The following is a 24,675-nucleotide window of genomic DNA, read 5'->3' as shown; positions in this document are numbered from 1 at the left end:
GTCTCTTCACGACGGTGTGGCCTGGGTCGGTTCCGCGGAGGGGCGCCGGGCGCTGTCGCTTATCTTCAGCAGCAGGGCGATCAGTGCCCAGTTGGCGACCACCGATGATCCGCCCTGGGCCAGGAACGGCATGGTCATACCGGTGAGCGGGATCAGTCCGGTGACCCCGCCGGCCACCACGAAGACCTGGAGCGCGAAGGCCGAGGAGAGGCCGACGGCGAGCAGCTTGCCGAACGGGTCGCGGGCGGCGACGGCGGTGCGCAGGCCGCGCTGCACGAGCAGGGCGTACAGCAGGAAGATCGCCATCATGCCGGTGAGGCCGAGTTCCTCGCCGAAGGAGCCGAGGATGAAGTCGCTCTTCGCGGCGAACTGGATCAGCCAGGAACGGCCCTGGCCGAGTCCGGAGCCGGTGACCCCGCCGGAGCCGAAGGCCATCAGGGTCTGGCCGATCTGCTCGGTGGAGCCCGGCGGCGGCTTGGGCGCGAAGGCGGCCATCGGGTCCAGCCAGGCGTCGATCCGGGTCTTGACGTGCGGCTCGGAGGTGGCGACCACGGCTGCGCCGCCGATGGACATCAGCAGGCCGAAGACGATCCAGCTGGTGCGCTCGGTGGCGACGTAGAGCATCACCACGAAGAGGCCGAAGAACAGGAACGAGGTGCCGAGGTCGGTCTCGAAGACCAGGATCAGGATGGAGAGCAGCCAGACCACGATGATCGGGCCGAGGTCGCGCCCGCGCGGCAGGTACAGGCCCATGAAGCGGCGGCTGGCGAGCGCCAGGGCGTCCCGCTTGACCATCAGGTACCCGGAGAAGAAGACGGTCAGGATGATCTTGGCGAACTCGCCGGGCTGGAACGAGAAGCTGCCGAAGCGGATCCAGATCTTGGCGCCGAAGTCCTCCGCGCGGGAGGGGAAGAACGCGGGCGCGGCGAGCAGCACCAGTGCGACGGCCATCGAGATGTAGGTGTAGCGCTGGAGGATCCGGTGGTCCTTCAGCAGCACGATCACCCCGATGAAGAGGGCGATCCCCAGGCCGGACCACATCAGCTGGTTGGCCGCCGCGGGGAAGTTGCCGCGCAGCAGCTTGCCGGCCTTGTCGAGCCGCCAGATCATCACCAGGCCGAGCCCGTTGAGCAGGGTGCCGAGCGGCAGCAGCAGCGGGTCGGCGTACGGCGCGAAGCGGCGCATCGCCAGGTGCGCGACCAGGGCGAGGGTGCCCATTCCGGCGCCGTAGGCCAGCATGCCGCCGGGCAGCTTCTTGTCCATGGCGAGGCCGACGTTGGCGTACGCGAAGATCGGCAGCACCACCGCGAAGGCCAGCATGGCCAGCTCGGTGTTGCGCCGGTTGGGCGTCCCCTGCGGGGTGATCGTGGTGTTCTCGCGGCGCCGGGGGCGGATGCCGGACCGCCCGCGCGGGTCGCCGCTGCGCCGACCGCTGTCGGAGTGACTGCTGCTCAGGTCAAAGGTGCTCACGTAGTGGCCGCTCCCTGACGGCTGAGTGGGCCCGTACGGGCCGGGTCACTGGGTCGCGCAGGAGTTGGCCAGTTGCTGCTCCTGCTCGGTGAGGGTCGGTGCGCCCCCGGGGCTGCCGGCGGCCGGGCTGCCGGTCGTGGCGGGATGGGCGGCGTCCTGGGCCGGGCCGGCCGCGCCGCCGATGGCGCTGCCGGCTGCACTGGGGCTGGGGCTCGGTGCGGCGGCCGGGGCCTGGGCGGCGGGCTTGGCGCCCTCGGAGACCTTCTTGCAGACCGCTGCCTGGGCGCCGAGGCGCTTCACCTGGTCGCGGGCGTCGTCCAGGCTCTTGGCCTGGATGGTGTTGCTCACCTGGGTGCGCTGGTACGTCGGCAGGAACTTGAGTTCGATGTCGTCGTGCTGTTCGTACACCGAGGACAGGCTGAGTCCGGCCAGGTTCTGGTTGACGCCGCGGTAGACCGCGACGTGCTCGCCGTCGGCCCCGACGTAGTACTGCCCCTGGGTCCACTGCCAGCCGAACCAGCCGCCGCCGCCGAGCACGCCGAGCGCGAGCGCCACGGCCAGCGAGACCTTCAGCCAGCGGCCCTTGCGGCGCGGTCCGTCCTCGTCGTCCTCGAAGTCGTCCTGGTACGGCTGCTGCTCGGCCGCGCCGAACGCGCCGTACGCCTCGCCGTAGCCGCCCTGGGCCTCGCCGTAGCCCTCGGCGGGGCCGAAGCCCGGCTGCTCGTAGCCGCTGGCCGGGCCGAAGGCGCCCTGCGGGCCCTGCGGCGGCCGGCCGAGACCGGCGGCGCGGCCGGCCGGGGTGTTCAGCAGGGCCTGGTCGTGCACGCTGGACGGCGGCGCGTCGGCGACCGCGCCGACCACCACCGGGATGTCGGCGAGCCGGCCGCTGAGGGTGTCGGTCGCGCCGACGTCGATCACGTCCGCGACGATGCAGGTGATGTTGTCCGGGCCGCCGCCGCGCAGGGCCAGCTGGATCAGCTCCTGGACGGTCTGCTCCGGGGCGTAGAAGCTTCCGAGCGTCTCCTCCAGGGTCTGGTGGCTGACCGGTCCCGACAGGCCGTCCGAGCAGATCATGTAGCGGTCGCCGGCCCGGACGTCGCGGATCGACAGGTCGGGCTCGACCTGGCCGCGGCCGTCCAGGGCGCGCATCAGCAGGGAGCGCTGCGGGTGGGTCTCGGCCTCCTCCGGCGTGATCCGGCCCTCGTCCACCAGCCGCTGCACCCAGGTGTGGTCCTGGGTGATCTGGCTCAGGGTGCCGTCGCGCAGCAGGTAGGCGCGGGAGTCGCCGATGTGGACCAGGCCCATCCGCTGGCCGGTCCAGAGCATGGCGGTGAGGGTGCAGCCCATGCCTTCGAGCTGCGGGTCCTCCTCGACCATCTGGCGCAGCCGATCGTTGGCGCCCTGGACCGCGTCCTTCAGCAGGGTGAGCAGGTCGGCGCCCGGGATGTCCTCGTCCAGGCGGACGATCGAGCCGAGCACCTCGGAGGAGGCGACCTCGCCGGCCGCCGCGCCGCCCATGCCGTCGGCCACCGCGAGCAGCCGCGGCCCGGCGTAGCCGGAGTCCTCGTTGCCCTCCCGGATCAGCCCCTTGTGGGAACCGGCAGCGAAGCGCAGCACCAGACTCATGCCCCTGCCTCGATTCGCCTCAGGGCGGCTTCGCCAAGCGCGGAGCTGACGATTCGCTCGGTCATGCGGAACGAACCCCCTTCAGGGCGTCGGTGCGCACCAGGGCGGCAGCGTTGCAGCCGCGTGCCCGGCCGGGCGTGAACGGGATGCTGTCCCTCATGCGCTACTACTTCCGCAGTTCGATGACGGTCCTGCCGATACGGATCGGCATGCCCGGCTGGAGCGGGGTGGGCACGGTGAGCCGCTGCCGGTCCAGATAGGTGCCGTTGGTGGAGCCTAGATCCTCGACCGTCCACTGCCCAGTCTGATCCGGGTAGATCCTGGCATGCCTGGAGGAGGCGTAGTCGTCGTCCAGCACGATGGTCGAGTCGTGCGCCCGGCCGAGCGTGATGGTCTGGCCCTGCAGGGCCACCGTGGTGCCGGCCAGCGAGCCCTGCACCACCACCAGCTGGGTGGGCGCACCCCGGCGCTGCCGCGGCTGGGCCGGTGCGGTCTGCGTCGGCTGGGCCGCCCGGCCGTTGCCGGGGGCGGTCTGGACGGGGGTGCCGGCGGCTCGCCGCGAGGACCGCGGGTTCACCTTGGTGCCGAACAGGTCGCTGCGGATCACCTGCACCGCGACGATGACGAACAGCCACAGCACGGCGAGGAATCCAAGCCGCATGACCGTCAGGGTCAGATCTGACATAGGTGACCCGCTCTACCCTTCGACCTGTCGGTAGACGATGGTGGTGCTCCCCAGGACGATCCTGGAGCCGTCGCGGAGCGTAGCGCGCTGGCAGTGCTGTCCGTCCACCACGATGCCGTTGGTGGACCCCAGGTCGAGCACCATCGCGGGTGTTCCGGGGCGGATCTCGGCGTGCTTGCGGGAGACCCCGGGGTCGTCGATGCGGATGTCCGCCTCGGTGGACCGGCCGAGCACGACGCCGTTCCCGGTCACCTGGTGGCGGGCGCCGTTGACCTCGATCCAGCGGCGGGTGGCCGCGCCGCCGCCGCCCGAGCCCGGGAACGGGCGCACGTTGCCGCCGCCCGCGGCGGGCGGTGCGGTCGGGGGCGTCGAAGGCGCCGGGGGCACCACCGGAGGTGCGGACGGCGGGGGCGGCGCACCGTAGGTGGCCGCGCTCTGCTGCTGCCATGGCGCGCCGGGCGCGGGCGGGGTGGGCTGGCGCCCGTACCCGGCCTGGGCCGGCGGCGGGACGGGCTGCGGCGGCTCCTCGGAGGCCAGGGTGCGGCTGCGCACCCGGTACAGGCCGGTGTCGAGGTCGTCCGCCTTCTCCAGGGCGACCTGGAGCGGGCCCATGAAGCTGTAGCGCTGGGCCTCGGCGTACTCGCGCACCATGCCGGCCAGCTCGCTGCCCAGCTGCCCCGAGTAGGGGCTGAGGCGCTCGTGGTCGTGCGGGCTGAGCTCGACGATGAAGTCGTTCGGGACCACGGTGCGGTCCCGGTTCCAGATGGTGGCGTTGTTGTCGCACTCCCGCTGCAGTGCTCCGGCGATCTCCACCGGCTGGACCTCGGACTTGAACACCTTGGCGAAGGTGCCGTTCACAAGACCCTCGAGCCGCTGTTCGAACTTCTTCAGGACTCCCACGGGGCACCCCCTTCCAAGGGCTTCGGTCGGGCCAGGTGCTCGGCCTACTGGCGGTACTTCCGTACTGATCGTATCCACGCCCGGCCCATCCGTACGGTTCCCCGGGGATGTGGCTCCCCGCCGTGAGCCCTCGCACAGCGGCCGACGGGCGGTTTCGGGACGGTGTTCGGGGGTGGCAAGCCAGGGCTACCCGAAGACGGGCCGCCTCACCCCTGGCCCGTCTTCCCCGCACTCCGTCCGGAGGTACTCGCGGGCACGCGGCCGTCTCCGGTTGCGGGGCCTGCGGGAACGGATTCGTAGGCAGCCCGCCAGCCGTGCTAATGTTTTCCATGTCGGAAGGGGCGCCCGCAAGGGAGCCGGACGGAAGACCAGCGGAGATACGGTAAGCTTCTCGGCAGGTCGGAAGAGCGGAAAGCATCTAACGACAACACCCATGCGCGGGTGGCGGAATAGGCAGACGCGCTGGATTCAGGTTCCAGTGCCCGAAAGGGCGTGGGGGTTCAACTCCCCCCTCGCGCACAGCGAAACCCCGCAGATCTTCGGATCTGCGGGGTTTTTTGTCATCCGCTGCCGACGGGCCGACTCGCGCCCTGCGTCCTGGCAGCCGCCGCGCCTACTCGCCCGCGGCGGGGAGTTCGGCGTGGACGGTGAAGCCGCCGTCGGGGGTGGCGGTGGCGCTGAAGGAGCCGCCGAGGAGCTGGGCCCGCTCGCGCAGGCCGACCAGGCCGTGCCCGCCGCCGGGCAGCGGCATCGCCCCCGGCCGCCGGGGCGGGCGCTCGTTGTGGACCTCGACCAGCAGCCGGGCGCCCCGGGCGGCGAGGCGGACCTCGACGGGGGCGCCGGGGGCGTGCTTGGTGATGTTGGTCAGGGCCTCCTGGACGGTGCGGTAGGCGGCCCGCTCGACCGCTTCCGGCCAGGGCCGGTCACCGGGGCTGAGTTCGCTGCTCACGCTCAGCCCGCTGCCCTCGATCAGCCGGGGCAGGTCCGCCAGCCTGGGCTGCGGGGCGAGCGGTTCGCGGGGCGGTACGCCGGCGGCGCGCAGCACGCCCACCATCTGCCGCAGCTCCTCCAGGGTGCGGACGGAGAGCTCCCTGATGGTGACCGCGGTGGCCTTGGCCGCCGGGTCGCCGGTGCTCACCTGGAGCGCGCCGGCCTGGATGCTGATCAGGCTGACCTGGTGGGAGACCACGTCGTGCATCTCGCGGGCCAGCCGGGCCCGCTCGGTGGAGAGCACCCGCTCGGCGAGCAGCCTGCTCTCGCGCCGCTGGCCCTTGGTCAGCTCGTCCAGCCGGAGGGCCAGCTCGCGCCGCGTGCGGGAGAGCAGGCCGAGCGCGGTGGGTGCGGCCCCGAGCATCGCGCACTGGATCGCGTACAGCGCGTTGTCGCGGTCGAACGCCAGCAGGTGGTCGGCGAACGGCCAGTGGAAGAACTCGACCAGCGCGAAGACGGAGGCGCAGAGCATCGCGACCCACGGCCGGGGCCGCCGGGAGGCCACCGAGTAGACGGCGGTGATCGGGGCGATCCAGATGTAGGTGACGAAGGCGGCGGGCAGCGTGAGCAGCAGCACCAGGACCGGGCAGCGGCGGCGCAGCAGCAGCGCCAGGGTGGCCAGTGCGGCCAGGATGCGCTGCCACCACGGGTTGTCCAGGGTGACCAGGACGCAGTCCACCGTGGAGGCCAGCACCGGCACCAGCAGCATCAGCCAGGGGGCGGTGAGCCACCCCGGCCGGGTGCGGCGCGGCGCCGGCGCCGGGCAGGTGCCGGTGGGTCCGCCGTCGGGGTCGGTGGGTGCGATGGTGGTCATTCGCCGCTTTGCTCGGGGGTGCGGACCAGGCCGGCCCGGTTGGCGACCACGGCGGCCTGGACCCGGTTGGCGGCGCCCAGCTTGCCGAGGATGGCGCTGATGTGGTCCTTGACGGTGCCGGTGCCCAGGAAGAGCCGGTCGGCGATCTCGGCGTTGGACAGGCCCTCGCCGAGCAGGGCGAGGACGTCCAGCTCGCGGCCGGTGAGCCCGCGGGTGAGGGCGGACGCCTCGGCGTCCGGGCCGCCGCCCTCGACATAGCCGCTGATCACGGTGCGGGTGACGGTCGGGGAGAGCACGCTGCCGCCGGCCGCGAGCACCCGTACGGCGTGCACCAGCTGGTCGGGGGCGGTGTCCTTGAGCAGGAACCCGGCCGCTCCGCCGCGCAGCGCGGTGCCGATGTACTCGTCGGTGTCGAAGGTGGTGAGCATGGCCACGGCCGGGGGGCTGGGCAGGGTGCGCAGCCGGCGGAGCACCGAGATGCCGTCCAGGTCGGGCATCCGGATGTCCAGCAGCACGACGTGCGGACGCAGTGCGGTGACCCGGTCCTCGGCCTGGCTTCCGGAGCAGTCGCCGACGACCTCCAGGTCGGGCGCGGATCCGACGATCAGGCCGAGGCCGGAGCGGACCAGGATCTCGTCGTCCACGATGAGTACGCGGATCGGCGTCATGGTCTTCTTCTCCTCGGGTTGGGCGGGGTGCGCGGGTGGCGGCCGTTGTTCTGCCGGGTTCGAGCCTAGGGGCAGGTGGGAGTGGGTGGCGCCCTGATGGGAGGGAGGCGACCCCCGCCGATCGGCGGGGGCCCGAATCGGCTACCTGGTTCACGTCATTCTCATCTTCGGTGAGCAACCATGGATTGCGGCGCCCCCTGCTGGACAGAGCCGATCGAAACCCGGCCTCACCGGCCCGGCTCGGCGCCGTGGGCGCGGTGCGGATGCGCCCCCACAACTGATCGTTTGGAATTGAGCCGTGTCCTCCACAGTGAAGCCGGAGCCGTCTGCCGTTCCCACCGAGCGCTCCGGCGCATCGGCGAGCCTGCTGGCCCGCTGGCGGCCGAGGGCCGCCATGGCAACCGTCTGGTACCTGCGGCTGGTGGCGGTGCTGAACCTGGTGGCGGTGCTGGCCGTGCCGTTCCGCAACCAGGTGGAATCGCACAACGAGGGTGAGTACTTCACTCCGTACCTGGTGACCGCCGGTCTGACCTCAGCGGTGCTGTCGCTGTTCCTGGCGGTGGCGATGCGGCGGCGCAAGCGGGCCGCCTGGATCTTCAATGTCGTCGTGGGCGGGCTGACCTTCCTGGTCTTCGTACTGCTGATGACCGTGTCCGACCAGGGCGAGGACTACGTCCGACACGGGTTCAACTGGTTCTCCATGATCATCACCGGGCTGTTCCTGGTGGCGCTGCTGGTCGGGCGCCGGGAGTTCACCTCCAAGGGGGACCGCTCCAACCCGAAGACCGGGCTGGCCGCGGTGATCGGCGGCCTGATCGTGGGCGGTTCGGTCGGCTCGGTGCTGGTCCAGCTCACCAACACCATCTCGGGTGCCACCTTCTGGGACCGCTTCGGCTACTCGATCGCCCGGATGGTCACCATCGAGCCCTCGACCCACGTGGTCGACGTGATCAACGTGCCGACCTGGGTGAACGCCTTCATCAACGCGATGAGCGCGCTGCTCTTCCTGCTGGTGGTCTACCTGGCCTTCCGCAGCCCGCGCGGGCAGGAGCTGCTGACCCACGAGGACGAGCAGAAGCTGCGGGTGCTGCTGGACAAGCAGGGCGGGCGGGACTCGCTGGGGTACTTCGCACTGCGCCGGGACAAGGCGGTGATCTTCTCGCCGAGCGGCAAGGCGGCCGTGGCCTACCGGGTGGTCGGCGGTGTCTCGCTGGCCTCGGGCGACCCGATCGGCGACCCGGAGGCCTGGCCGGGGGCGATCGACGCCTGGCTGGCCGAGGCCAGGGAGCACGCCTGGGCGCCGGCCGTGATGGGTGCTTCGGAGGAGGCCGGGGTGATCTACGCCCGGCACGGTCTGGACGCGCTGGAGCTGGGTGACGAGGCGATCGTCGAGCTGGACGAGTTCTCGCTGGACGGCCGGGCGATGCGGGTGGTCAGGCAGGCGTACAACCGGGTGAAGCGGGCCGGGTACACGGTGCGGATCCGCCGGCACGAGGACATCCCCGAGTGCGAGATGGCGGAGCTGGTCGGGAAGGCGGACCACTGGCGGGACGGCGCCACCGAGCGCGGTTTCTCGATGGCGCTGGGCCGCCTCGGCGACCCGGACGACGGCCGCTGCGTGATGCTGGAATGCCATGACGCGAACGGCGAGCTGAGCGCACTGCTGAGCTTTGTGCCGTGGGGCGAGAAGGGCCTTTCGCTGGACCTGATGCGCCGGGACCGGGACACCGAGAACGGTCTGATGGAATTCATGGTGATCGAACTCCTGCAGCGGGCGAAGGAGGTCGACATCGAACGGGTCTCGCTGAACTTCGCGATGTTCCGGTCCGTTTTCGAACGAGGTTCCAAGCTAGGTGCCGGGCCGGTACTCCGACTCTGGCGTTCGGTCCTCGGTTTCTTCTCCCGCTGGTGGCAGATCGAATCCCTCTACCGGGCCAATGCGAAGTACCGCCCGATCTGGGAGCCGCGTTATCTGCTGTTCGAGAAGAGCAGCGAGATCCCCCGGATCGGTATCGCCAGCGCGCGCGCCGAGGGCTTCATCACCGTACCGAGCCTCCCCGCTCTGTTCCGTCGCCGACATGTGAGGGCGGCCGCTCCGGCGGACGGCTCCTGACCCGCCGGCGGCGGAGCGGAGTGGGAAGGGGGAGTCCCTCCGCCGGGGGGCGGAGGGCACCCATCCGGACCGTCTCCGGTCATACCGCGCTGACCTGCTCGAATACCTGACAGAGAACAGTCGAATACACAGGGTCGGGTACAAGCTACCGGCCGAGCGGCGGTAGCCGGGCAGTTTGTCTCCCCCTACAGGATGACCCGCGATTCCCCTTGGAAGCTGAGGCAGAGCGTTTATTCGCTGCCTACTGTGGATGTAGTGGCCCACGGAATCCTGGGCACACAGTCGATGTTCTTTTCTCAGGGAGCAATGGGGAGCGCAGCCGTGAAGCAGATGACCCGGGCGGGCGGCGGGCAGACCGGGGCACTGGCACATGCCAGGCGCGCGGCTGCCGCCGAGTGGGGCGTGCTGTTCACCGTCGTACGGGAGACGGTGGTGGCCAAGCGCCTCGCGGCCGTTCCGCTGGCCTGCACGGCGACGGCGCTGGTGATGCTCTTCGGCATCGTCCAGCACCTGCCCGGCGGGGAGCGCTTCGTCACCCACATCGGTGTGGTGAAGGCGGCTCTTCCGCTGGACATCTCCCTGCTGCGGACCCCGCTCTCGCTCTACGTGCCCGCGCTGGACCTGCCGGTCTGGGGTGCGCTGGCACAGGTCTTCTTCGTGTTCGGGATCGCCGAGATCGTGCTCGGCCGCCGGATGACGCTGGTCGTCGCGTACGTCTGCACCCTGGCGGGCACGCTGTTCGCCCGGATCGGCGTGGCGCTCGGCCCCGGCCACCTGCTGGGCCTGCACCACCTGGACGCCTACGTCCGGGACACCGGGCCCTCGGCCGCCGTGGTGGCGCTCGCGGTCTGTGTCGCGTTCCGCTGCCGGGCCTGGTGGACGGGCGGCACGGTGGCGCTGGTGATGATCGTGGAGGCGGTCCTGCTGCCCAACCTGGCGGGGCTCGAACACCTGGTGGCGCTGGTGACGGCGATGCTGATCGCCGGCTCGGTGGAGGTCTTCGGGGACTTCTGGCCGCGCGTCCTCGGCGGTGTCGGCGCGGCGGCCTCGATCGCCACCGAGGCCACCCGCCGGACGGCGGCGGGAGCGCTCACGCCCTGAGGCGCTGCTCCGGGGTGTGGGGGGCTGCCCCGGGCCGGGCGAGGATCCGGGCGCCCGACGGGCCGTGCACCGCCCCCGAGGCGGTGCACGGCCCATCGGCTGTCCCGGCTCAGCGGCGGGGCAGGGCGAGCTCGAACCAGACGACCTTGCCGACGGCCTTGCGGGCGGTGCCCCAGCGCTCGGCCAGCTTGCTCACCAGGTGCAGCCCCCGGCCGCACTCGTCCATCGACTCGGCCGGCTCCAGCGAGGGCAGGTTGTGGTTGTCGTCGCTCACCTCGACCAGCAGTTTGTCGACCCGGATCAGCTGGAGCTGGACGTGGTCCCTGGCCACCCGGACCGCGTTCGTGACCAGTTCGCTGACCAGCAGTTCGGCGGTGTCGGCGAGGGCCGTCAGCCGCCAGGCGGCCAGCTGCTCGCGGACCAGGGTGCGGGCCCGGTGGACCTCCGCGTCGCCCACCGACAGCTCCCAGGTGGCCACCTCGGTCGGGGCCACCCCGTCGAAACGGGCCACCAGCAGGGCGATGTCGTCCTGCCGGTCCTCCGAGTGCAGCCGGTCCAGGACGACGTCGCAGGCCTCCTCGGGGGTCTGCTTCGGGTCGATCAGATTGCCGCAGAGGGCGGCGAGACCTGCTCCTATGTCCCCGCCCCGGACCTCGACCAGCCCGTCGGTGCAGAGCACGAGCATCGAGCCGTCGCTCACGTCGATCCGCTTCGCCACGAACGGCACCCCGCCCACGCCGATCGGCGCGCCCGCGGGGATCTCCAGCAGCTCGCCCCGGCCGTCCGGGTGCACCAGCACCGGCGGGACATGGCCGGCGCTGGCCAGCTCGCAGGTGCGGTTGATCGGGTCGTAGACCGCGTACAGACAGGTCGCCAGGTGGTCGTCGCCGAGCTTCTGGGCCAGGTTGTCCAGGTGGCGCAGCAGCTGCCCCGGCGGCAGGTCGAGGGCGGCCAGGGTCTGCATGGCGGTGCGGAACCGGCCCATCGCGGCGGCCGAGTGCAGGCCGTGGCCCATCACGTCGCCGACCACCAGGGCGACCCGGCTGCCGGGCAGCTGGATCGCGTCGAACCAGTCGCCGCCGACCTCGGCCCGCCGGTCGCCCGGCATGTAGCGGTGGGCGATCTGCACCCCGGGGATCTTCGGCGGCCGGGTCGGGATCATCGAGCGCTGGAGCGTGGTGGCGACCTTCGCCTCGGCCCGGTGCAGCCGGGCGTTGTCCAGCGAGAGGGCGGCCCGGGCGGCCAGTTCGCGCAGGGTCGCCGCGTCGCTCTTGTCGAAGGCGGCCCGGTCGGGCAGCCGCAGCAGTTTGAGGATGCCCAGCACGGTGCCCCGGGCGGAGAGCGGCAGCACCAGCATGGAGCGGCCGACCACCACCGGGACCAGGTCGGGGCCGCCGAGCGAGGCGGCGTAGTCCACCGCGACATCCGGGTTGATCACCGGGACCAGGACCGGCTGGTTCTCCTGCAGGGCCAGCCCCGGCGGCGTGGAGCGGGGCATGGCCAGCAGTGAGCCCTCGTCCAGCACGTGCTCCCAGTGGCCAGAGGAGGCATTGAAGGCGCGGGCCACCCGGCGCAGCATGGTCCGGTCGTCGGGCCGGTTCGCGGGCAGTTCGGAGTCGGAGATCAGCCCGTCCAGCAGGTCCACGCAGGCGAAGTCGGCGACCCTCGGCACCAGGACCTGGCAGAGCTCGCGGGCGGTGGTGTCCAGGTCGAGCGTGGTGCCGACGCTGCTGCCGACGTCACTCAGCAGGGCCAGCTGCTCGCCGGCCTGGCTGCTGGTCAGCACCTCCACGGAGGAGGGGGAGGCCGGTTGGGCGGGGAACTCGGCGTCGCGCAGGGGGGTGTGGCCGTTGGCGGCGGACTCGATGGCGGGGCCTCCCGGGATCGGGCCGGACGGGCCGGGGGATGTGCCGTTCGGCCGGTCGACCCGGGGACCGTCCGTATCGGTGGGTGCAGCGGTGGTCTGGTTGCCGTTCGCGCCGGATCCGAGCGCGGCGGCGGCCTCGCGCGGGCCGGGCAGGGCGCCGCCGAGCGTACGGGCGCCCTCGGCGCCGTCGGCCGGCAGCAGTTGCAGGCCGATCGCCACCGGCCCGGTGCCGGGGCGGCCGGCCTCCGGCGGGCGCCGGGTGGCTCTGGGCTGGACCGCCCGCTGCTGTGCGGTCGGGTAGCGGCGGCCGAGCCCGGCGGCGATGTGTGCCACCCCGGAGCCGGCCGGTTCGTACGGGAGGACCGGCAGCCGGGTGGTCGCGTCCACCCAGAGCGCGGGCAGTCCGGCGGCGGCGAGCTGGGCGAGCAGCCGGTGCCGCCGCTCGGGCGAGCCGCCCGGGAGCAGGGCGGCCAGGGCGTCGGCCCCACCCGCCCCGGCGGGGGAGACCGGGGCCGGGGCCAGGGCGGCGGAGACCCGGTGGAAGCCGCCCGGGGTGCCCTGGGCGGCCGCGTACGACAGCAGCCGGGTGCCGAGGGCGATCCTGGGGCCGGTGGCCCGCAGCGGACGGGCGTCGGCGGCCAGCGCGAGCAGGCTGCGGCCGGCCGGTTCGGTCAGCGGGTAGGCCCACCAGAGGATGTCGCGGAGGCGGTCCTCGCGGTCGGTCACCGTCATCGACCCGGCCCAGGCGGTGCGGTCGAGCTGGGTCAGGTCGTCCAGGGTGTCGAAGGCGTCGCAGCGCCGGGCCGCCCCGGTCGGGCGGGGAGCGGCCGTCTCGGCGCGCGGCTCGACGGCGGGGAGCAGGCCGGAGGCCGTCCGGCCGCAGGCCACTTCCGCCCGGTGCCCGAAGAGCTCCTCCGCCGCCCGGTTCCACTGGGCGATCCGGCCGTCCGGATCGATCAGCACCGAGGCGAGGCGCAGTAAGGCGACCACCCCGGGGTGCTGGTCGCCGGGGGTGTCGGCCGGGCTCGGTGTGGAGTTGGGCTCGTCCACCATGGATTCGGTCTGCTCCCGCCTGGCCGTCGTGCGGAGGGCGGCCGTTGTGAGCTCCTGTGTGCCTGTGCTGTCGTGGCCGGCGTCGCGCTGCGCACCCGAGGTGTGTGTGCCGGTGCTGCCGGTTGTGCGCCTTCCAGCGAAGCACGGCGAGGGCTGCCGCTGATAGCGAATCGGGGAGATTCGTCAGTATCAGTTGCGTGTCTCGTGGCGTGCGCCGGGCCCGTACCTCCGGTTCATCCGATCGGACCAACCGTTTCGGGTGTCGGCACCCGGGTAGGGTGGCAGGCCGTACCTCCGGAGCGGATGAAGGCGAGCAGGTGAGCGCAGAGAGCCCCGTCCAGTGGACCGACCCCGAGCGGCAGCGGCTGGAGGAGCTGGTGGCCGCCACCGAGCTGGCCTGGCTGACGCTGGAGGTCGACGTCGAGACCCTGCGGGTCGAGATCGACAACTTCGCGCTGATCCACCATCAGCTGCTCGGCCCGCTGTACGCCCGGCTGGACGAGCTGGACGCCCTGGTCGCGGAGACCGTGGCGGCCCGCACCGGGCACCCCGAGGACATCCGCCGGGCCGCCGACGCGCGCAGCCGGGTCGACGAACTGCCCGACCTGGACGCGCTGCTCGCCGACCTGCCGCCCGAGCTGGCCGAGCCGGAGCCGCCGCGCCGGGTCCGCCCCGGCAGGGAGGCGCAGCGGATCTACCGCGACCTGGCCCGCCGCGCGCACCCCGACCTGAGCACCGACCCGGCCGAGCAGCAGCGCCGGTCGGCCTTCATCGCCCGGGTCAACGAGGCGTACGCGCACGGCGACGCCGGGGCGCTGGAGGAGCTGGCCGAGGAGTGGTCCACCGCGCCGGAGGCCGCGCCCGCGCCCGACGCCCCGGACCGTCTGGACTGGCTGCGCCAGCGCCTCGACTGGCTGAAGGCCAAGATCGGGCAGCTCGCCACGGAGCAGGTCAGGCTGGAGCGCAGCGCGATGGGCGAGTTGCTGATGCTGGCCCCGCAGGACCCGGACGGGCTGCTCACCGAACTCGCCGAGCAGCTGCTGGCCAAGGCCGCCGAGCGGCAGGCCGAGCTGGACCGGTTGCTCGCCCCCGTGCCGGACAATGGTGGAGACCACCGCGAACCCCAGGAGAATCCGACGATGTTCACCCAGCTCCCCACCACGGACGCCGCCTCGGTGCCCGCCGACGCACTGCTGCTCGACGTCCGTGAGCAGGACGAGTGGGACGCCGGCCACGTGGACGGCGCGCTGCACATCCCGATCGGCGAGGTGATCGCCCGGATCGACGAGCTGCCCGAGCCGGACCGCAGGCTGTACGTGCTCTGCCGGGTCGGCGGGCGGTCCGCGCAGGTCGTGCAGTACCTGGTGGCCCAGGGCCGGGACGCGGTCAACGTGGACGGCGGGATGTTCGCCTGGGACGCGGCGGGCCGTCCGATGGTGGGCGGCGGCGGCCGGGATCCGTTCGTGCTCTAGCGGCCTGTCGGCCCGTCCTGCCACAGTGGGCACCCGTGAACGTCCTCGGGGCTGCGCGGGTGGCCGGGCACCTTCGGGGTGCGGGGGACTCGGGACGGGCGCCGCGCCTGTGGTTCCCCGCACCCCTGATCGGTCACCCGTTGCCCTGAGGCAGTTGGAGGAGAGCGCAGCGTGGTGCGCACCTGGTCGCTTCCGGCGCTGGCCGTGCTCTGCGCGGCGGCTGCGCTGCTGCTCGGTGGCAGCGTGGTCTTCCTGGCGGCGCTCTTTCTGCAGTCCGCGCCGCCCAACGTGCTCTCCCAGCGGTACCAGGCGCAGCTGAACGGCATCGTGTACCCGGAGTTCGAGCAGAACTGGAAGCTGTTCGCGCCGAACCCGCTGCAGCAGAACATCAGCGTGGACGCCCGGGTGCAGACCATCTCCGACGGCGGCCGGGTGCACACCCGCGACTGGGTCGGCCTGACCGCGCAGGACATCGCGGCGATCCGGCACAACCCGGCCCCCAGCCATGTGGACCAGAACCTGCTGCGCCGGGCCTGGGACTTCTACGACTCCACCCACCCCGCCCAGGACGGCGTCGCCGTCGGTGAGCGCGGCAAGTCGGCGGAGGAGTACCTCAAGCGGATCGCGCTGCAGCGGTTCGGGCGGACCGCCGGGGGCGAGCGGATTCTGCAGATCCAGTTCCGGGAGGGGACGGCGACCATCGCGCCGCCGTCCTGGAGCCAGGAGAAGGTACCCACCGGGATCGGCTACCGGGAGCTGGCCTGGTGGCCGGTGGACGAGGACGACTACCGGGGCCTGCTGTGACCGAGGTCCACCGGGCACAGGACGACGAGACGGAGCTCCGCCGGACGGCCGGTCCGCGGAGCGGACCGCCGCTGCTGTCCGGTATCCCCCGGCAGCCCGGGACACCGCCCGCCGCTCTCCCGCCGGGCCGTTTCGCGCGGGCCTTCGAGCTCTTCACCGGCCGGGCCGTCGGTCCGTACCAGGCGGCGGTGGTGCGGATCGGCTTCGGCCTGGCCTGGACGGGGTTCCTGCTGCGGGAGTGGCCCAACCGGCGGGTGCTGTACGGCGACCGCTCGCCCTGGTCGGACGAGCTGGCGGCCCGGCTGCTGGCCGAGAACCACGCCTTCACGGTGCTCTCCTGGCACCACGGCCGGCTCTGGTTCGAGCTGGTCTACCACCTGGCGATCGTCGCCGCCGTGCTGTTCACGCTGGGCTGGCGGACCAGGGCGAGCGGGGTGCTCTTCCTGGTCACCGTGCTGTCGCTGCAGAACCGCAACGTCTTCGTCGGCGACGGCGGCGACAACGTGATCCATCTGATGGCCGTGTACCTGGTGTTCACCCGCTGCGCCCAGGTCTGGTCGCTGGACGCCCGCCGGAGGGGATCCGGCGGCGGGGTCTGGCTCTGGGTGCTGCTGGGGCTCGCGCTGCTGACCGGGCCGCCGGGCCTGCTGTGGGTGCCGTGGGCGGTCGCCGCCCTCTGGTGGATCGTCAACCGCCGGTACCCGAACGGCGAGTGGCGCGACGTGCTGGACGCACTGGCGAACATGCTGCACAACTGCGCGATGCTGGTGATAGCCGGTCAGGTGGTGCTGATCTACTCCACCGCCGGCTGGTACAAGGTGCAGGGCTCGCGCTGGCAGGACGGCACCGCGCCGCACTACCCGCTGCACCTGGACTACTTCACGCCCTGGCCCTGGCTGTCCGGGGTGCTCGGCGCCAGCCTGCCGGCGGTCTTCCTGCTCTCGTACGGGACGGTGATCGTGCAGGTCGCCTTCCCCTTCACGCTGGCCAACCGGCGGGTGAAGAACGTGCTGCTGGCGCTGATGATGGTCGAGCACGCGGGGATCGCGGTCACTCTCGGACTGCCGTTCTTCTCGCTGACGATGATCGCGGCGGACGCGGTCTTCCTGCCGACCTCCGCGCTGCTGTGGGTGGGGCGGGCCGGCCGCGGCCTTCGCCGCCGGTGGCGGCGGACGGCCCTGTCCTAGACTTCGGCCATGTCCTGGTCTGCGGCGTTGCGCGACACCGTACGCACCGGGCTGACCGTGGACCGTGCGCTCAGCAATCCGCGGCGGGCGGTGCGCGGGGCCCTCGGCGCCGCCCTGGTCGTTTTCCCGACGCTGGCGCTCGGCGGGCCCGGGCTCGCCACCTCCGGGGCGATGGGCGCCTTCATCGCTGGCACCGCCACCTTCCAGCGCAGCTTCCGTCCGCGGGTCTCGCTGGCCGTCGCCGCGGGTGTCGGACTGGGGGTCAGCACCTTCCTCGGCTACCTGGCCGCCGGTGTACCCGGCGCCTTCCCGGTGCTGCTCGCGCTCTGGGCCTTCGCCGCCGGGATGGCCTGGTCGGTCGGGCCGAGCGGGGGTGTGGTCGCCTCCACCACCGTCTCGGTGATGCTGGTCGTCGTCCAACTGCCCGTCAGTGTGCCCGCCGCGCTGGGGCACGGACTGATCTGCGCCCTGGGCGGCGCCGCCCAGGCGCTGGCCGTCACCCTGTGGCCGATCGAGAGCTGGCGGGCCCAGCGCGACGCCCTCGCCGACACCTACGCCTCGCTCGCCGACTACGCCCGCCGGCTGCGCCAGGACCCGGTCGCCCGGGTCGACCCGGCCCCCTTCATCCTCGCCCGGGAGGCCGCCACGCTGACCCCCTGGCAGGCCAGGCACCGCCCGCCCGAACTGCGCGGCCTGCGCGGCATCGCCGAACGGATCCGCCCCACCCTGGCCGCCCTCGCCGACCCCGGGGTCGGCGCACCCGCCGAAGGCCCCGAACGCGACCGGGCCCGCGAGGTGCTGGCCGCCGCCGCCGAGTCCATGGACGCCGTGGCCCGCGCGATCCGCACCGGCGAACCCCTGCGCTCGCCCCGGACCACCCCCACCCTCACGCTGGCCGGGTCCGACCCGGAGGGGCCCCGGCTCACCGGCGCCGCCCGCCGCTCGGCTCGCCGGCTCGCCGCGCTGCTGCGCACCGCCGCCGACACCCTCGACAAGCACGACCAGGACACCATCAGCAGCCCCGCGATCGGCATCGGCCTGCACCGGCCGTCGATGGTCCGACTGCTGCCGGTCGCCCTGCAGGCCGTCCGCCGCCAGCTCCAGCCGCGATCGGCGGTCTTCCAGCACGCCGTCCGGCTCTCCGGGGTGGTCACCGTCGCCTACCTGGCGGCGCGGCTGCTCGGCCTGGAGCACGGCTACTGGGCGCCGCTCACCGCCGCGATGGTGATGCGGCCGGACTTCGCCCAGACCTACAGCCGGGGTGTCGCCCGGCTGGCCGGCACGGTCGCCGGGGTGGCCGTCTCCACCGCCGTCGTCCAGCTGCTGCACCCCGGGCCGTGGCTGTCCGCCGCGCTCGCCGTCGGGTGCATCGGCGGCGCCTACCTCACCCTGCGCACCGGGTACGCGGTGATGACCGCCTGCATCTCCTCCTACGTCGTCTTCCTGCTCGGGCTGCAACCGGGCGACCCCGTGCACACCGCGCTGGTCCGGGTCGCCCTGACCCTGCTCGGCGGGGCGACCGCGCTGGTCGCGTACGCACTCTTCCCCACCTGGCAGACCGCCAGGCTGGCCGAGCGCCTCGCCGAGTGGCTGGCCGCCGCCGGGCGCTACTCGGCGGCCGTCCTGACCGTGTACGGGGACCCGGCCCAGGGCGGCGGCCGGGTCCGGGCCGCGCTGCTGGACTTCCGGGAGGCGCGCTCCGAGCTGCTGCTGGCGATGGAACGGGCGGACGCCGAGCCGGTCTCGCACGCCGCCAAGCTGCCGGACCTCTCACGCCGACAGCTCGACCGGGCGCGGGCCGCGGTCGGGCTGCTCGGCCGCTCGACCGTGCTGATGGAGGCGCACCTGCCCGGCCGGGACGCCCCGCCGGTGCCCGGCGCGGCCGAGTTCGCCGAGGAGCTGCGCTACGCCACCTCCATCGCGGCGGCGGCCCTGCTGGTCGGGGAGCAGGTGGACTTCGGCGGGCTGCGGTCGGCCCACGAGCGCTGGGACGGCAGGCTGGCCGAGCTGCCCAGGACGGACCGCACCGAGGTGGCCAGGGCGGGCGCCCGGCTGGTGATGGCGGCCGTCGCGGACCTCGACCGGGCGGTCAGGACCCGGCGCCCCGTACCCTCGGGGACGTGAGCAGCGGCAACAGCAGCACCGGTGTGCCCCACGAGGGCGAGCAGTACGACGACGCCTTCGTCCCCGAGGACCGGGAGGTCGGCCTCGGGCCGCACCCCGAACCCTGGCCCCTCGGCCCGCAGTACGACCCCGAGCTGCTCGCCGGCGGCGACCGGCGCAACGTCGTGGACCGGTACCGCTACTGGACCCGGGAGGCGATCGTCGCGGACCTGGACACCCGGCGGCACGGCTTCCACGTCGCGGTGGAGAACTGGCAGCACGACTTCAACATCGGCTCGGTGGTGCGCACCGCCAACGCCTTCCTGGCCGGTGAGGTGCACATCGTCGGGCGGCGGCGGTGGAACCGGCGCGGTGCCATGGTCACCGACCGGTACCAGCACGTGCGGCACCACGACAGCGTCGCCACGCTGGCCGCCTTCGCCGCCGAGCGGGACCTGCCGATCATCGGGATCGACAACCTGCCGGGCGCGGTGCCGCTGGAGACGTACGAACTGCCCGAGCGCTGCGTGCTGCTGTTCGGGCAGGAGGGCCCCGGGCTCACCGAGGAGGCGTGGGCGCACTCGACGGCGGTCTGCTCGATCGCGCAGTTCGGCTCGACGCGGTCGATCAACGCCGGGGCGGCCGCGGCGGTCGCCATGCACGCCTGGGTGCGCGCGCACGGCGAGATCGGCTAGGCCACGGCCCGGTGCCGACTTCCGGCGGCGGTGGGCCGGGCCGCCGGGGCCTTCCGGGATCAGGAGATCTCCGGGGTTTCGGCAACGGTGCCGGGCGAAGCGGCGGGACCCAGGTAGGAGAGAAGGTACTGCGAGGTCGGGGAGAGCTCGGCGCGCCAGGTGCACCGCGGCGGGACGTAGAGGATCTCACCGGCCCGCAGCCGGCAGCGGAGGGTGATGACCGGTACGGCGTTCGCGGATCCGGCGACGTACCACTCACCGGCGCCGGCGGTCTGGTGGACCATCACATGGGAGTCGACGGCCTCGTACCGCACCTCCCTGCCTTCGCCGGCACCGTGCACGGTGTGGACGGTGTAGCCGGTGAGGTGCCCGAGGCGGTTGGCCAGCAGGTCCAACTCGGCGGCCCTGGCGGCGGGGCGGTAGGCGGGGTGCTCGTGGTCGGGCCAGAAGACGCCCGGCGAGCGGTTGTGGTGCACGTCCAGGAAGAGGGCCAGCTCCCGGTGGTGGAGTTCCGCCGCTTCGGCGGCCGCACCCTGTCTCTCCGGCAATGCTGGACTTCCCCCCGTGTCGTCCCCGTTCCCGGCCTCATCCAGGACGGCCGACCCGCCCGGAACCGGCGAACGGGTTCGGGCGGCACGGGAACCATGCCACGGCGTGCGCACGGTCGGTAGTCACGGGTTCACGTTACCGGGGCGGGGATCGCCCGCCCGAAGCGGTCTCCTGCGGTGCGTGGCGGGGGAGAAAGCGCCCATGGCATCTGCTTTGTCCCCTTCTGCCCACCTGTCACTTTGGTGATTGGCACTTTGGTGAGACGTCTTGCCCATGGCCGCCGGGACAGGCCGCGGGCAACGCTTCTCCCGTGACCGAAGAACCCCCGTGGACCCGGGGGTTCGCGAACCGATCCGGGAGATCTCATGAAGCGACTCACCCCGCTCAAGCGGCTCGTCAACGCCACGGCGGTGACCGCAGTACTGCTGGTCGGGGCCGCTCCGGCCGCCAACGCCGTCGCAGCCGCTCCCGGCTCACCGAAGACCTCCGCGCCGAAGACCTCCTCGGCGGCGGCCGACAGCCGGCACGGCAAGCACATCTGTCCGCCCATCGGCCACTGCCGCGACACCTCGTGGGGCGGCTGAGCGCGAGCATCCGACCGCCTCGTACCGCAGCCTGCGGCGCCCGTTCGCCCCAAGGGGGCGCCCATTCACCACAACGACCAGAGAAAGAGCACGATGGACGCCTCGACCAACATCCGGCCGTCCCTGCGGCACGGCGTCAGAACAGTGAACGGGATGCAGCAGACGGCACCGACCGGTGAGCACGACCCTTCGGCCACGCCCGGCGGTCCGGTGGCCCTGAACGAGCGGCAGCGCAAGCTCATCTCGCTGCTCATGGCGGGTCACACCGACTCCAGCGCGGCCTACCGGCTGGGCATCAGCCCGCGGACGGTGACCAACATCCTGCGGTCGCTGATGGACCGGCTCGGGGTGGACAACCGGTTCCAGCTCGGCGTCGCGCTGGGCGCCCAACTTCGGCTCACCGCAGGGAAGTCACACCTCGGGGCTGACAGCGGACACCGCGGTGCCGTGCACCAGGGCAGGGCCCTCGACGGAGGGCCGCGGGCCCAGGGCGCCGAGCTGAACCGGCTGCCGGGGACGGGCGGGTACGGCACCGGGCGGCCCGCACCGCGTCCGTCCTGAGCGCCCGTTCCGAGCGCGCGGGTCAGGCGGGCGGGATGTCGTTGCCCCTGTGGCGGGTGAGGTACTCCCAGGTGTCCTTGCCCGGGTAGCCGTCGGCCTCGGTTCCGGCCCAGCCCTGGGCGAGTTGGAAGGCCTTGGTGGCCCGGTGGTCGGAATCGCCCCAGCTGTCGTCCGGGCCTTCGGCGTAGAAGCGGCCGCCGCCGCGTCCGACCAGCAGCTCGCCGAGCCGTCTGACGTACTCGTTGCGCGCGCCGGGCCCGAACTTGTCGGCGCCGGGGAAGGAGTCGGCGCTGCTCGACAACCCCCGGTAGCGGTAGGGCAGATAGCCGTCGGCGTGGCTCCAGTACGCGTAGGGGGTGGACCGCTTGCGGGTGCTCGGCCTGGTCTGCTCCAGGGCGAGGTACTTGGTGCGGGAGGAGTAGGTGGGCGCGGTGGGGGCGCTTCGACCGGTACGGGAGGGCGAAGCGGTTGGTGGACTACTCCCACTCCCAGCGGATGCCGAGCTGTCCCGGGGGCTGGTCCGGTGCGAGGACGTGGACGCTGGCCGAGGCGCCGATCCACAGCTGTCTGCGCTCCCGGTCGGACTCCTCGCCGGGGTCGCGGTCGAAGCGTTCGCAGTGCGCCGGTATCGCTGCCGGGTCGAAGTGCACCTGGAGGACGTACTCGCGCACCGGGACCGCGAAGCGCCGCGCGTAGGTGGTGGTCGGGTTGCCGGGCGGGATCTCGACCTCGTACTCGATGACCGTGCTGTCGCCGATGCCGAGCGGCCGGTCCAGCATCAACTCGGCCACCAGCAGGCCGATCTGGGGACGGCGGCGGACCCGGCCGAGTCTGGCGTGCCGGACCGAGGTGATCTCCGGGCAGCCGGTGGCCCCCTCGTCCGCCATGTGTACCACCAGGCAGCGGGACACCCCGCTGACCGTGGCCCGGACCACCTGGCGCAGCCGCAGCATTGAGCCGCGCCGGTGTTCGTCGACGTAGTAGGCGTCGTGGATGCTGAGCCGCTCCAGCTCGCCGACCGGCGGGGCGTCCAGCTCGGCGAAGACGCCGGAGATCTCCTGCTGGCCGGGCCAGACGTCCTCGACCCGGAGGCTGTCGGTGGCGGCCGGGGTGACCCAGCGCCCGCGCGGGCGGGGCGGGCCGAGCAGGCTGGAGAGGGCGGCGTGCGGCAGGTCGAGCAGCTCCTCCAGGAGGTGCACGGCGCGCAGTGAGGTGGCGCGCTCGGGCTGGCTGCGTCCGCGACGCCAGTAACTGAGCGTCGTGACACTGATTCTGACGCCCTGTTGGCCGAGTGCGGTGCGGATCCGGTCCAGGCTGAGGCCGCTGCCCTCGATGGCGGTGTGCAGTGCCTCGGCGAAGTTGGCGGACGCCACCGGCCTTGCTCTGCCCGGCGGTTGGACGGGCGCGGGCACGAACCCGCCGTCCGGGTCGGCCCGGTGCTCGCCGACCAGCCTGAGCCGTCCGGCATACTGCGGTTGCTGTGAGGCCATGCGGACACCTTCCCCACCCGGCGAGTTCGGTGGGAACCCTACGCACGGTCGAGAGACTACGTCATCCACTTATGCGTATGACAGTGGTCACGCAAAAGAATCCCGGGGTTTTCGGATATCGAAACACTGCGGAAACAAAGCTGCCGGTACGGGGGCGTACCCCGTACCGGCAGCTCTCCTGAATTGGGGTCAGGAAATGCTGAGCGCGGTGTCGTCGATGACGAAGCTGGTCTGCTGCGAGGAGTCCTCGACGCCGGTGAACTTGAGGGTCACCGTCTTGCCGGCGAAGGCCGACAGGTCGATGGTCTTCTGGACGTAGCCCGAGGCCGCGTCGGCGTTGGAGTAGGTCGCCACCGTGGTGGAGTTCGCCTGGACGGTGAGCTTGTCGTAGGCGGTGCTGCCGGTCTCGGCGGTGTCGATGTGCAGCCAGAAGCTGAAGCTGGCCTTGCAGCCCGCCGGGATGCTCACGGTCTGCGAGAGGGTGTCGGTGTGGGCCGAGCCGTAGCCGTCCAGCCACGCCTTGTACGAGCCGGAGTGGGCGGCCTCACCGGAGTCGGTGGTGATCACGCCGCTGGACGAGGTCCACGTCGAGGAACCGCTCTCGAAGCCCGCGTTGCCGAGCAGCTGCGCCGAGGTGCAGCCACCGGACGGCGGCGGGGTGGTGCCGCCACCGCCACCGAGCAGGGCGGTGGACAGGCCGTCGGCGGCCGGGGTGCCCCAGCCGGTGACCTGGTCGTAGCCGGACTTGGTGGAGAAGTCCTGGTTCTTGCCGGAGGTGACGTCGTGGAAGGCCGAGCCGTAACCGCTGCCGTTGGCGATCGAGTACAGCTTGGGGTTGGCCTCGCCGAGCGCGGACTGGCCGGCGGCCTTGGCCTTCTGGTTGAACAGCGCGGCGTAGCCGGACCAGAGCGGGGCCGCGGCGGAGGTGCCGCCGTAGACCTGCCAGCCGGGCGAGCTGGTGCCCTGGGTGTAGATGGCGAAGCCGCTGGCCGGGTCGGCGTTGGAGGAGACGTCCGGCACGGTGCGCATGCTGCCGCTGATGCCGGTGCCGGTCTGCCAGCTCGGCTGCGCGAACTGGGTGGAGACGCCGCCGCCGGCGGTGCTCCAGGCGCTCTCCGAGGAGTAGCCGTTGCCGCTGGTCACCTTCAGATTGGTGCCGCCGACACCGGTGTTGTGCGGGCTGGAGGCCGGGAAGTCGACCGCCTTGACCGAGGAACCGCTGGTGGAGCGGGTGCAGTCGCGCGAGCCGTCGTCACCGGAGGCGGAGAAGATGCTGATGCCCTGGGCGGCGGCCTGCTTGAAGGAGTTGTCCACCGCGGTCATGGAGGCGGCGGTGGTGTCCGGCTCGCAGGATCCCCACGAGATGGAGATGACCGAGACCTTGTTCTCCGACACGATCTGGGCGGCCATGTCCAGCTCGCCCTGGTCGGTGTTGGGGGCCTCGTAGACCAGCTGCTGGGCCTTGGGGGCGACACCGCGCACGATCTCGGAGTCCAGCTCGACCTCGCCCTGGCCCTGGCCAGGGGAGCTGTCGTAGTTGGCGCCGTCCACCGAGACGGTGCTGACGGCCGGGCCGGAGAGGCCGAACTGGCTGTCGTACGTCTTCAGGTTGCCGGCGGCGTAGCCGTCGAACTCCCAGAGGGCGACCGTGGAGCCGGTGCCGTCGGCGCTGATCTTGTTCAGGTTGTACGCGCCGTCGTACTGGGCCGGACCGAAGCCGCTGGGGGTCGCGTGCGAGGTCGCCCCGTTCGGCTTGGCCAGGCGGGTGGTGCGCACGGTCTTGTTGTTCAGACCGGTGACGCCCTGGACCACCTGGGCCAGCGAGGCCGGCACCGAGGCGGCGTCGTCGTTGGCGAAGAACGTCTTGTTCTCCTGCTGGTCGACGTAGCGGCTCTCGTGGGTGCCGAAGGCCTTGGCGATCTGCGCGTTGCTGCCGGTGGCGT

Annotated in this window: 20 protein-coding genes and 1 tRNA gene; 10 read left to right on the top strand and 11 right to left on the bottom strand. The window is 72.5% G+C overall.

Annotated features, from left to right (window positions below):
• Window positions 1-6: 6 nt before the first annotated feature.
• From UK12_RS13810 to UK12_RS13795, 4 genes are all read right to left on the bottom strand, one after another.
• Window positions 7-1,470 (bottom strand): FtsW/RodA/SpoVE family cell cycle protein, encoded by a 1,464-nt coding sequence (locus UK12_RS13810; RefSeq protein WP_231591191.1) that lies wholly within the window; start codon window positions 1,468-1,470, stop codon window positions 7-9.
• Window positions 1,471-1,515: 45 nt separating this feature from the next.
• Complete coding sequence (locus UK12_RS44400; protein ID WP_045303215.1) at window positions 1,516-3,096, bottom strand: PP2C family protein-serine/threonine phosphatase; 1,581 nt, start codon at window positions 3,094-3,096, stop codon at window positions 1,516-1,518.
• A 166-nt stretch (window positions 3,097-3,262) separates the two neighbouring features.
• A complete protein-coding gene (locus UK12_RS13800) occupies window positions 3,263-3,781 on the bottom strand; it encodes an FHA domain-containing protein FhaB/FipA (RefSeq protein ID WP_045303214.1) in 519 nt (172 codons plus the stop codon).
• A gap of 12 nt (window positions 3,782-3,793) precedes the next feature.
• The gene (locus tag UK12_RS13795) at window positions 3,794-4,681 is read right to left on the bottom strand and encodes an FhaA domain-containing protein (RefSeq protein ID WP_045303213.1); all 888 of its coding nucleotides are present in this window, start codon (window positions 4,679-4,681) and stop codon (window positions 3,794-3,796) included.
• A gap of 435 nt (window positions 4,682-5,116) precedes the next feature.
• Here UK12_RS13795 and UK12_RS13790 point away from each other — a divergent pair.
• A tRNA-Leu gene (locus tag UK12_RS13790) sits at window positions 5,117-5,200 on the top strand.
• A 94-nt stretch (window positions 5,201-5,294) separates the two neighbouring features.
• Here the strand turns inward: UK12_RS13790 and UK12_RS13785 are convergent.
• Both UK12_RS13785 and UK12_RS13780 read right to left on the bottom strand, forming a co-directional pair.
• Window positions 5,295-6,485, bottom strand: coding sequence for a sensor histidine kinase (locus UK12_RS13785; RefSeq protein WP_045303212.1), 1,191 nt, complete (start codon window positions 6,483-6,485; stop codon window positions 5,295-5,297).
• Window positions 6,482-7,153, bottom strand: coding sequence for a response regulator (locus tag UK12_RS13780; RefSeq protein ID WP_045303211.1), 672 nt, complete (start codon window positions 7,151-7,153; stop codon window positions 6,482-6,484). Before UK12_RS13780 ends, UK12_RS13785 begins: the two co-directional genes overlap by 4 nt.
• Before the next feature lie 298 nt (window positions 7,154-7,451).
• Here UK12_RS13780 and UK12_RS13775 point away from each other — a divergent pair, with 298 nt between their 5' ends.
• A complete protein-coding gene (locus tag UK12_RS13775; protein ID WP_197084834.1) occupies window positions 7,452-9,266 on the top strand; it encodes a phosphatidylglycerol lysyltransferase domain-containing protein in 1,815 nt (604 codons plus the stop codon).
• Between the two features lie 321 nt (window positions 9,267-9,587).
• The gene (locus UK12_RS39680; RefSeq protein WP_197084833.1) at window positions 9,588-10,367 is read left to right on the top strand and encodes a hypothetical protein; all 780 of its coding nucleotides are present in this window, start codon (window positions 9,588-9,590) and stop codon (window positions 10,365-10,367) included.
• 109 nt (window positions 10,368-10,476) lie between these two features.
• Here the strand turns inward: UK12_RS39680 and UK12_RS13765 are convergent, their stop codons facing one another.
• Window positions 10,477-13,287 (bottom strand): ATP-binding SpoIIE family protein phosphatase, encoded by a 2,811-nt coding sequence (locus UK12_RS13765; protein ID WP_045303210.1) that lies wholly within the window; start codon window positions 13,285-13,287, stop codon window positions 10,477-10,479.
• A 317-nt stretch (window positions 13,288-13,604) separates the two neighbouring features.
• Between UK12_RS13765 and UK12_RS44755 the strand changes: the two genes are divergently transcribed.
• The 5 genes from UK12_RS44755 (at window position 13,605) to UK12_RS13740 (ending at window position 19,548) form a co-directional block, all read left to right on the top strand.
• Window positions 13,605-14,759 carry a rhodanese-like domain-containing protein gene (locus UK12_RS44755; RefSeq protein ID WP_063838255.1) on the top strand — a complete coding sequence of 385 codons (1,155 nt, stop codon included), beginning with the start codon at window positions 13,605-13,607 and terminating at the stop codon, window positions 14,757-14,759.
• A 171-nt stretch (window positions 14,760-14,930) separates the two neighbouring features.
• Complete coding sequence (locus tag UK12_RS13755; protein ID WP_045303209.1) at window positions 14,931-15,563, top strand: DUF5819 family protein; 633 nt, start codon at window positions 14,931-14,933, stop codon at window positions 15,561-15,563.
• Window positions 15,560-16,750 carry an HTTM domain-containing protein gene (locus UK12_RS13750; RefSeq protein ID WP_052681863.1) on the top strand — a complete coding sequence of 397 codons (1,191 nt, stop codon included), beginning with the start codon at window positions 15,560-15,562 and terminating at the stop codon, window positions 16,748-16,750. Before UK12_RS13755 ends, UK12_RS13750 begins: the two co-directional genes overlap by 4 nt.
• A 9-nt stretch (window positions 16,751-16,759) precedes the next feature.
• Window positions 16,760-18,874 (top strand): FUSC family protein, encoded by a 2,115-nt coding sequence (locus UK12_RS44395; protein ID WP_045303208.1) that lies wholly within the window; start codon window positions 16,760-16,762, stop codon window positions 18,872-18,874.
• A 23-nt stretch (window positions 18,875-18,897) separates the two neighbouring features.
• Window positions 18,898-19,548: a TrmH family RNA methyltransferase gene (locus UK12_RS13740; protein WP_045303241.1), complete on the top strand. Its 651-nt coding sequence runs from the start codon at window positions 18,898-18,900 to the stop codon at window positions 19,546-19,548.
• 59 nt (window positions 19,549-19,607) lie between these two features.
• On the opposite strand, the gene UK12_RS13735 is transcribed toward UK12_RS13740, so the two are convergent.
• A complete protein-coding gene (locus UK12_RS13735) occupies window positions 19,608-20,096 on the bottom strand; it encodes a hypothetical protein (RefSeq protein ID WP_045303207.1) in 489 nt (162 codons plus the stop codon).
• Between the two features lie 366 nt (window positions 20,097-20,462).
• Between UK12_RS13735 and UK12_RS13730 the strand changes: the two genes are divergently transcribed.
• Together UK12_RS13730 and UK12_RS37885 are read left to right on the top strand one after the other, a co-directional pair.
• The gene (locus tag UK12_RS13730; protein WP_045303206.1) at window positions 20,463-20,681 is read left to right on the top strand and encodes a hypothetical protein; all 219 of its coding nucleotides are present in this window, start codon (window positions 20,463-20,465) and stop codon (window positions 20,679-20,681) included.
• A gap of 93 nt (window positions 20,682-20,774) precedes the next feature.
• Window positions 20,775-21,242: a helix-turn-helix domain-containing protein gene (locus UK12_RS37885; RefSeq protein WP_082119586.1), complete on the top strand. Its 468-nt coding sequence runs from the start codon at window positions 20,775-20,777 to the stop codon at window positions 21,240-21,242.
• 22 nt (window positions 21,243-21,264) lie between these two features.
• Here UK12_RS37885 and UK12_RS13720 read toward each other — a convergent pair whose 3' ends face one another.
• From UK12_RS13720 to UK12_RS13710, 3 genes are all read right to left on the bottom strand, one after another.
• A complete protein-coding gene (locus tag UK12_RS13720; RefSeq protein ID WP_052681862.1) occupies window positions 21,265-21,543 on the bottom strand; it encodes a peptidoglycan-binding protein in 279 nt (92 codons plus the stop codon).
• A 175-nt stretch (window positions 21,544-21,718) separates the two neighbouring features.
• Entirely contained in the window at window positions 21,719-22,732 is a 1,014-nt protein-coding gene (locus UK12_RS13715; RefSeq protein ID WP_052681861.1) for a hypothetical protein, read from the bottom strand.
• Window positions 22,733-22,921: 189 nt separating this feature from the next.
• Window positions 22,922-24,675 (bottom strand): S53 family peptidase (locus UK12_RS13710; RefSeq protein WP_045303205.1); only part of this gene is annotated, 1,754 nt, incomplete at its 5' end.

Origin of the sequence: Saccharothrix sp. ST-888 (assembly GCF_000955975.1) — a bacterium.
In the GTDB taxonomy this organism is placed as follows: Bacteria; Actinomycetota; Actinomycetes; order Streptomycetales; family Streptomycetaceae; genus Kitasatospora.
Note: the sequence above shows the minus strand (reverse complement) of the source record. Positions and strands in the feature narration are given on the sequence as shown.

Bases quoted from the DNA above. Each gene is read 5' to 3' on its own strand.
- UK12_RS44400 (WP_045303215.1), bottom strand. From the start codon at position 3,096: ATGAGTCTGGTGCTGCGCTTCGCTGCCGGTTCCCACAAGGGGCTGATC.
- UK12_RS13800 (WP_045303214.1), bottom strand. From the start codon at position 3,781: ATGTCAGATCTGACCCTGACGGTCATGCGGCTTGGATTCCTCGCCGTG.
- UK12_RS13785 (WP_045303212.1), bottom strand. From the start codon at position 6,485: ATGACCACCATCGCACCCACCGACCCCGACGGCGGACCCACCGGCACC.
- UK12_RS13780 (WP_045303211.1), bottom strand. From the start codon at position 7,153: ATGACGCCGATCCGCGTACTCATCGTGGACGACGAGATCCTGGTCCGC.
- UK12_RS13765 (WP_045303210.1), bottom strand. From the start codon at position 13,287: ATGGTGGACGAGCCCAACTCCACACCGAGCCCGGCCGACACCCCCGGC.
- UK12_RS44395 (WP_045303208.1), top strand. From the start codon at position 16,760: ATGTCCTGGTCTGCGGCGTTGCGCGACACCGTACGCACCGGGCTGACC.
- UK12_RS13730 (WP_045303206.1), top strand. From the start codon at position 20,463: ATGAAGCGACTCACCCCGCTCAAGCGGCTCGTCAACGCCACGGCGGTG.
- UK12_RS37885 (WP_082119586.1), top strand. From the start codon at position 20,775: ATGGACGCCTCGACCAACATCCGGCCGTCCCTGCGGCACGGCGTCAGA.
- UK12_RS13715 (WP_052681861.1), bottom strand. From the start codon at position 22,732: ATGGCCTCACAGCAACCGCAGTATGCCGGACGGCTCAGGCTGGTCGGC.